This is a genomic window from Bilophila wadsworthia ATCC 49260 (genome assembly GCF_000701705.1).
GTDB classification, from domain to species: domain Bacteria; phylum Desulfobacterota; class Desulfovibrionia; order Desulfovibrionales; family Desulfovibrionaceae; genus Bilophila; species Bilophila wadsworthia.
The window spans coordinates 1-8,087 of the sequence record NZ_JNJP01000121.1; the positions used below are offsets into that span (position 1 = coordinate 1).

Consider the following 8,087-nt stretch of genomic DNA (forward strand, 5'->3'; position numbering starts at 1 on the left):
CCTTCCCCCACACCCCCAACCCCTCCAAAGACTTTCGACCGGTGGGGAGGAAACGCGGCAGGCGTTTCCCTTTGCAATATGAAAATTTCCATACGGCCCGTCGCGGCATACGAAGCCGGGCTGGGGCCCGTTATAAAAGCCTTGGGAAGATGAGAGGAGGGGAACCGGGGGAGGGGAGAAGGAATCCCTTCTTCAGAAGGATTCCTTCTCCCCTCCCCCGGTTCCGTACCTTCTAAAGGAGCGAGCATGAACGAAACGAACGACGCCATCACCAGCAATGCAACACTGGAGGGATTCGAGCTTCCGCTCATGCCCTTACGGGAGGTGGTCATGTCGCCGCACTCGATCATGCCCCTCCTCGTGGGCCGCGAAGCCTCGATCAAGGCCATCGAAAGCGCCGTGAACGACTACGGCAAGCGCATCTGCCTCGTGACGCAGCGCGAACCCGAACTGGAAAAGCCCGATCCGGCGGATCTCTATGCCGTTGGCGTGGTCGGGCGCGTGCTCCAGTACATGAGGCTGCCTGAAGGCCCGATCAAGGTGCTCTTCGAGGGCCTGTACCGCATCAGCTGGCGGCCTCTGACGCCCGAAGATCAGGAAAACCCGTTCGGGACGGATGCCTTCCCCAAGGTCGTGGTCACGCCGTTGCCCATCATGCGCAATGACGGCCCGGAAACCGAAGCGCTGGTACGGGCCACAAAGGAAATCCTCGCGGAATACGCCCATACCAACAAAAAACTCACTCCGGAGATCCTTTCCGCCGTCTCCGCCCTGCGCGATCCCGGACAGCTCGCCGACACCATCCTGCCCCTGCTCAAAATCGAATACCCCAAAAAACAGGAAGCGCTGGAGCTGGCCGATCCAGGACAGCGCCTTGAAAAGGTTTACGAGTTCCTGAATACCGAGATGGAACGGGTCTCGATGGAACGGCGCATCAAGAGCCGCGTCAAAGACCAGATGGATAAAAACCAGCGGGAATACTATCTTTCCGAGCAGATCAAGGCCATCAACAAGGAAATGGGCCGCGAAGACGATCCGCAGGCCGAGATCGCGGAGCTTGAGCAGATGCTCAAGGCCAAGAACATGCCTGAGGAAGCCCGGGAAAAAGGCATGTCCGAGCTCAAGAAGCTGCGCATGATGGCCCCGGCCTCCGCCGAATACGCCATCGTCCGCAACTATGTGGACTGGATTCTGGAACTGCCGTGGAACGACATGCGGGAAACCAGCATCGACATTCCCGAGGCCCGCGCCATCCTCGACGCCGACCATTTCGGCCTTGAGAAGCCCAAGCAGCGCATCCTTGAGTTCCTCGCCGTCCAGAAGCTCACCAACGCGCTCAAAGGCCCCATCCTCTGCCTCGTAGGGCCTCCCGGCGTGGGCAAGACCTCGCTGGCCCGCTCCGTCGCCACGGCCACGGGGCGCGAATACGTGCGCCTGTCCCTCGGCGGGGTGCGCGACGAAGCCGAAATCCGAGGCCACCGGCGCACCTACGTGGGAGCCATGCCCGGCAAGATCATCATGGCCCTCAAACGCGCCAAGTCCAGCAACCCGTTGTTCTGCCTTGATGAAATCGACAAGATGAGCTCCGATTACCGGGGCGATCCCGCGTCCGCCCTGCTGGAGGTACTCGACCCCGAGCAGAACAAGACCTTCAACGACCACTATCTCGACATCGACTACGACCTGTCGAAGGTGTTCTTCATCACCACGGCGAACTCGCTGCACAATATTCCCGCTCCGCTTCAGGACCGTATGGAAATCATTGAGCTTTCCAGCTATCTCGAAGTAGAGAAAAAGCACATCGCCCGTGACTTCCTCCTGCCGCGCCAGATCAAGGAGCATGGCCTCAAGCCCGGGAACATCTCCCTGCCCGAGGAGACGCTCACCGAGGTCATCCGTTCCTACACGCGCGAGGCCGGGGTCCGCAGCCTTGAACGCGAAATCGGCGCACTGTGCCGCAAAACCGCGATCAAGCTGGTGGAAGAGGACAACCTCGACCAGTGCGTGAACATTGCGCCGGAGGATCTGGAAACCTATCTCGGCGTGAAGAAGTACCGCATGGACGAGAACGAAAAGTCCCCCAAGGTCGGCGTGGTCAACGGTCTGGCCTATACGGGCGTGGGCGGCGTGCTGCTCAATGTAGAAACGGTGATCATGCCCGGCAAGGGGAATGTGGCCACCACCGGCAAGATCGGCGAAGTCATGAGCGAGTCCGCGAAGGCGGCGCTTTCTTATGTACGTTCCCGGGCCGCGGCGCTGGGGCTCAAGCCCGATTTCCACAGCGAGATCGACATCCACACGCACTTCCCCGAAGGCGCGACCCCCAAGGACGGCCCCTCGGCGGGCACCGCCATCACCACGAGCCTCGTTTCCGCCCTGCTCGGCATCCCCGTGCGGCATGACGTGGCCATGACCGGCGAAGTCACCCTGCGCGGGCGCGTGCTGCCCATCGGCGGCCTGCGCGAAAAGCTTCTCGCCGCCAGCCGCGCCGAGATGGCGACCGTGATCATCCCGCGCGACAACGCCAAGGATCTCAAGGAAGTGCCTGACGAGATCCTCCAGACGCTGCGCATCGAGCTCGTGGACCATGTGGACGAGGTGCTCCCCATTGCCCTCGACGCGCCCGAGGACGCCATTTGGGACAAGAGCGACTGCCCCTCCCTTATCGAGTCCCTCCGCCGCCATCACGAGCCCGCGGTGACGACGGCGCAGTAGGCAGTGAGAGAATTGGGGAGGGGAGGAAGTGGTTTGAAGGGCAAGCTCTTGGCGCACGTCCCCCGGTTCCGCGCCCCCAGAATTTAGCTTTGCACGGCATTTGATTGGCGCAAGGTTACAGTAATTGATTTCGTTGAGTTTTTTGAAGGCATTTGTTGGCAAGCCCAACGACGAAAAGGTTTCCTCAGTATTTATCTTGGATTACATAGAATATCAATCGGTTACTGCGATACAGCCTTGTTTTTTGATGCGAAGGGACTCCCTCCGAGGTCCCTCCCCACCAGTCAAAATTGTTGCGGGAGGGGGTTCGGGGAGGGGGCTTTTTATAAAAAGCCCCCTCCCCCGTGCCTTTCTCCAATATTCCAAACCGCAGGGACGGCCCTGCGGCTGCTTACGAACCGGGGACGGCCTCGACAACATGGCGAGGTAATGTATGCACTGGTTTCTGCTTGTTTTGGCCGGATTGCTCGAGGTAGGCTGGGCCATCGGCTTAAAGAGTTCCCACGGGTTCACGCGGTTCTGCCCTTCGGTGGTGACGCTTGTCCTCATGGCCCTGAGCTTTTTCCTGCTGGCCTCGGCCCTGAAACACCTTCCCATCGGCACCGCCTACGCGGTCTGGACGGGCATCGGGGCTGTGGGCACGGCGCTGCTCGGCATCGTCCTTTTCGGCGAATCGGCATCCCCGGCGCGCCTTCTGTGCATCGGGCTGATCCTCGCGGGCATCGCCGGGCTGAAACTGCTTTCCGATGCATAACGGCATATTGTGAATGAACAAGGGTGAAACGGTATGGCACGCATTCTGATCATCGACGACGAGGAACCCATCCGGTTCTCGCTCCGGGGCATTTTGGAGGACGAAGGGTACGAAGTGCTTGAGGCCGCCACCGCCGAGGAAGGGCTTGAGGTCGCCGACGCGGAACGTCCGGATCTCGTTTTCCTCGACATCTGGCTGCCCGGCATGGACGGCCTCACCGCGCAGGCGCGCCTCAAGGGGAACCATCCCGATCTGCCCGTCGTGATGATATCGGGGCACGGAACCATCGAGACCGCCGTCAGCGCCATCCAGCAAGGGGCCTACGATTTCATCGAAAAGCCCCTTTCTCTGGAAAAGGTCGTCATCGTCGCGGCCCGCGCCCTTGAAGCGGGTTCCCTGCGCCGGGAAAATCAGGTGCTCCGTACCGTTTTGCCCGAACAGGACGAACTCATCGGCCAGTCCCCGGTCATGCTCAAATTCCAGGAACTGCTGGCCCGCGTCGCCCCCACGGACGTGTGGGTACTGCTCACCGGGGAAAACGGCACGGGCAAGGAACTCGCCGCCCGCGCCCTGCACGCCGGGAGCCGGCGCGCCGATGCGCCCATGATTGCGGTGAACTGCGCCGCCATTCCCGAGGAGCTCATCGAAAGCGAGTTGTTCGGGCATGAAAAGGGTGCGTTCACCAGCGCGGATCAGGCCCGGGCCGGACGCTTCGAAATGGCGAACAACGGCACGCTGTTCCTCGACGAAATCGGGGACATGAGCCTGAAGACGCAGGCCAAGATCCTCCGCATCCTTCAAGAGCAGTCCTTCGAGCGCGTGGGCGGCACGCGGACCATCAAGGTGGATGTGCGGGTCATCGCCGCAACGAACAAAAACCTTGAAGAGGCCATTGCCGCCGGGACGTTCCGCGAAGACCTGTACTACCGGCTCCGCGTGGTCCCGCTGCACCTGCCCCCCCTGCGCGAGCGCGGGGGAGACCTCGATCTGTTGCTGGCGGCCTTCACGGAACGCCTGTGCCGCGTACACGCCTGCAAAGCGCCCGTCTACGCGCCGGAAACGATGGAACGCCTCCGCCGTTACCCGTGGCCCGGCAATGTGCGCGAACTGCGCAATTTCGCGGAGCGCATGGTGATCCTCTTTGGCGGCAAAACAGTCCTCCCCGTGGATCTCCCGCCGGAAATGACCCCGCAGGGCAAGCCGGAGCCGTCTGCCGAGGCAGCTTCCGCCGCCTGCGAACCCGCGTTCCTGCCGCAATCCGCGGTGCTGGGCCCGGATCTTGATTTCAAGAAGGCCCGGGCCGTGTTCGAGGCCCGCTATCTTGAGGCGAAGCTCCACGAATGCGGCGGCAACATCACAAGGCTCGCCGAGACCATCGGCCTTGAGCGCAGCTACCTGCACCGCAAGTTGAAAGGATACGGGATTTCTTCGGAGTAGCGCCCCCGTTGCCCACGTTTCGGCAGCGAGGAAAAAAGGCTCCACCGGAGCCTACAAACACAAAAGCCTTAGGAAAGAACAGGACGGGGTTTAAGGCGGGGAGAGAAAAGCCCTTTCTCTGGGAGTTTTTCTCTCCCTTCCCCAATGCCTCTTCCCAAAGGAGCGTTTACAATGGAATTGCGTTTTCAGGCCGGAGGGCCGGAAAGTTGGTCGGCGGACGCGGTGATCGTGTTCCTGTCGGAAGACGAGAAACTGGAAAAAGCCTACCCCGAATTGCTGGACGCCGCGCCGTGGATGTCCATCGCGCCGGGGATGCGCGACTTCCACGGGAAAAAAGGCGAAATGGGCCTCCTCTACGGCCCGCCCGCACACCCTCTGTCCCGCGCCGTCGTGGTCGGTCTCGGCAAGCTCGACGCGCTGACGTATGCGGAAACGCTTGAGGAGCTCCGCAAGGGCGCCGGGGCCGCAGCCGTCCGCTGCCGCGAACTTGGCGTGGACACGCTCGCCCTCCCCGTTTCCGGTCTGGCCCGCTTCAACGCCGATGTCGAGCGCACCATTGAAGAAATCGTCTGCGCCGCCATGCTCGGCCTGTGGCGCAACAAGGCGTTCAAGTCCAAAGAGCCCGAAGACGCCGATCCGCGCTGGCTGGCCCTCCTGTTCTGCGACGCCAACGTGCCGGACTTCCCCCGCCTTGCCGCCCGGCGCGGCGAGACCCATGCCGAAGCCGTCATCCTCGCACGCAACCTCGCCAACACCCCGGCCAACAGCCTCACGCCGGAAGACATGGCGGAAGAAGCCCGCAAGCTCGCCCGACGCCACGACATGAACTGCGAAGTGCTCGAACGCGAGGACATCGTTTCCCTCGGCATGGGCGCGTTCGCCGCCGTCGCCGCCGGTTCCGCCAACGATCCGCGCCTGATCATCCTTGAGCACGCCCCCGCCGGGCACGCCGACGAAGCTCCGCTCATCGTGGTGGGCAAGGGCATCACCTTCGACAGCGGCGGGATCTCCATCAAGCCCGCCGCCGGGATGTGGGAAATGAAGGGCGACATGGGCGGCGCGGCCGCGGTCATGGGCCTGTTCGAAGCCCTCGGCCAGCTCGAAACGCCCCGCCGCGTCATCGGCCTTATGGCTTGCGCCGAGAACATGCCCGACGCCCGCGCGACCCGGCCCGGCGACGTGGTGAAGACCCTCAGCGGCAAGACCGTGGAGATCGTCAACACCGACGCAGAGGGGCGCCTTGTGCTTTGCGACGCCCTGACCTACGCGCAGCGGCGCTGGAACCCTTCCATGATCGTGGACGTGGCGACCCTCACGGGCGCGTGCGTCGTGGCCCTCGGCGACGACGTGGCGGGCCTGTTCTGCCAGGACGCCACCCTTGCCCAGCGCATCAAGGACTTCGGCGACATCGTGGGCGAACCCTACTGGCCCCTGCCCCTCTGGGACCGCTATTTTGAACTGCTCAAGAGCGAAACCGCCGACTTCGCCAATGCCGGGGCGCGGGCGGGCGGGGCGAGCAGCGCCGCCGTGTTCCTCAAGCAGTTCATCACGTTCGACGGAAGCTGGGCGCATCTCGACATCGCCGGGCCCGGATTCGTCACCCGCAAAATCCCCAACTGTCCCGCGGGCGGCACCGGTTTCGCCGTCCGCACGCTGATCGAGTTGGCGGAGAACAAGTAAATTGCATTGAAAAGGGGCGGGGAAACCTTTCTGAAGGAAAGTTTCCCCGCCCCCACCCCCTCCCCCCGTTCCCAAGCGTCGGTAAGGGGATGAGGGCAAGGCAGCGCCTTTCCCGGCGCTGTTTTCCTTTACAAGGAGCGAAGCAATGGGAATGAAAGACAGGTTCCGCGCAGATCGGGACTTCATTGACGGCGTTCTGAACGACGCCGACGACATGGTGGTTGCCCTGAACGACGGCGACGGGGCCCCGTATGCCTTCCCGGTGAATTTTGTCCTGCTGGGCGACGCGCTGTACATCCACACCGCGTTCACCGGAAAGAAAATGGACTTGATCCGCAAGAACCCGCGCGTGGGGTTCTCCGCCTATGCGGATGTCCGCATCATCCGCGAGAAAGCCACAACCACGTTCCGCAGCGTTTGCGGGACCGGGACGGCGATTATCGTCGAGGACAAGGAGGAAAAACGCACCGCGCTCGATGCCATCACCGTGCGCTACAAATCCTTGTGCCCGCGCCCCGCCCCCGATTCCATGATCAACCGGGTCGCCATCATCCGCATCGACATCGACTCGCTCATGGGGAAATACGCCCCTGGCGAAGAGGAAGCGCTCAAAGCATGAACCCTTCGCCAGCGCATCAGACCTTGCCCCTCGTCACGGAGCGCCTGCGGGTCCGTCTCTGGACAGAGGCGGATCGCGCCGCTTTCCGCCGTATGAACGCCGATCCCCGCGTCATGAAATTCTTCCCGTCCACACTCTCCGAAGCCGAAAGCGACGCACTTCTGGCCCGAATTCAGGCACATCAGGCGGAGCACGGCTTTACGTTCTGGGCCGTGGAAGACAAAGCCACCGGAAGCCTCGCCGGACTCACCGGGCTTGCGCGGGTGGCCTTTGACGCGCCGTTCACGCCCTGCGTGGAAATCGGCTGGCGGTTCCTGCCCGAATACTGGGGCACGGGGTACGCCCTCGAAGCCGCCCGCAGCGTGATGGGCTACGCCTTCAAGGTTCTGGAACTCCCCGAGGTGGTCGCCTTCACCACGGAAACCAACCTGCCGTCACAGGGCCTCATGCGGCGGCTCGGGATGCTCCACAATCCCGCCGAGGATTTCGATCATCCCGCCCTGCCCCCGGATCACCCGCTCCATCGCCATGTACTCTACAGGATGCTGAAAGACTTCTGGGAATGACAACGTACGGAGCAGAATTCTTGCCCTGAGGCATCGCTTCCAGGCAGCTCCCTCCGTCCCCATCCCCTCCAACCTTTCCGGCAGCAAGGGGAACACACGGCAAGAGTCCCCCCAACGCATAACCATTTCCTTACAACGCTTGCCCCCCTGCCATCCCAACAGCCCACACACAACAATCCCCTTCCACACATAGAAAAACCGCCCGAACGGACATCGCTCGGGCGGTTTTCTTCCCTCAACCGGGAAAACCGGCAACAGGGATTCAATAAACACAAAAGTCTTGGGAGGGAGAGGGGTGGGGTTTGGGGAGGGGAGA

The 8,087-nt window shown here is 62.5% G+C and carries 6 protein-coding genes; all 6 read left to right on the plus strand.

The annotated features are described in order from the left end of the window. The first annotated feature begins 246 nt into the window (after positions 1-246). The 6 genes from lon to T370_RS0120245 all read left to right on the plus strand — a co-directional run bounded on the left by lon (position 247) and on the right by T370_RS0120245 (position 7,771). Positions 247-2,715, plus strand: coding sequence for an endopeptidase La (lon, locus tag T370_RS0120220; RefSeq protein ID WP_029436814.1), 2,469 nt, complete (start codon positions 247-249; stop codon positions 2,713-2,715). Positions 2,716-3,148: 433 nt separating this feature from the next. Further along, positions 3,149-3,469 (plus strand): quaternary ammonium compound efflux SMR transporter SugE, encoded by a 321-nt coding sequence (gene sugE, locus T370_RS0120225; RefSeq protein ID WP_029436815.1) that lies wholly within the window; start codon positions 3,149-3,151, stop codon positions 3,467-3,469. Between the two features lie 33 nt (positions 3,470-3,502). Further along, complete coding sequence (locus tag T370_RS0120230; protein WP_005028030.1) at positions 3,503-4,906, plus strand: sigma-54-dependent transcriptional regulator; 1,404 nt, start codon at positions 3,503-3,505, stop codon at positions 4,904-4,906. A gap of 171 nt (positions 4,907-5,077) precedes the next feature. Next, a complete protein-coding gene (locus T370_RS0120235; protein ID WP_029436816.1) occupies positions 5,078-6,586 on the plus strand; it encodes a leucyl aminopeptidase in 1,509 nt (502 codons plus the stop codon). Between the two features lie 145 nt (positions 6,587-6,731). Continuing rightward, the gene (locus T370_RS0120240) at positions 6,732-7,205 is read left to right on the plus strand and encodes a pyridoxamine 5'-phosphate oxidase family protein (RefSeq protein WP_005028032.1); all 474 of its coding nucleotides are present in this window, start codon (positions 6,732-6,734) and stop codon (positions 7,203-7,205) included. Beyond that, the gene (locus T370_RS0120245; protein ID WP_029436817.1) at positions 7,202-7,771 is read left to right on the plus strand and encodes a GNAT family N-acetyltransferase; all 570 of its coding nucleotides are present in this window, start codon (positions 7,202-7,204) and stop codon (positions 7,769-7,771) included. The genes T370_RS0120240 and T370_RS0120245 overlap by 4 nt, the downstream gene beginning before the upstream one ends. Positions 7,772-8,087: the final 316 nt, after the last annotated feature.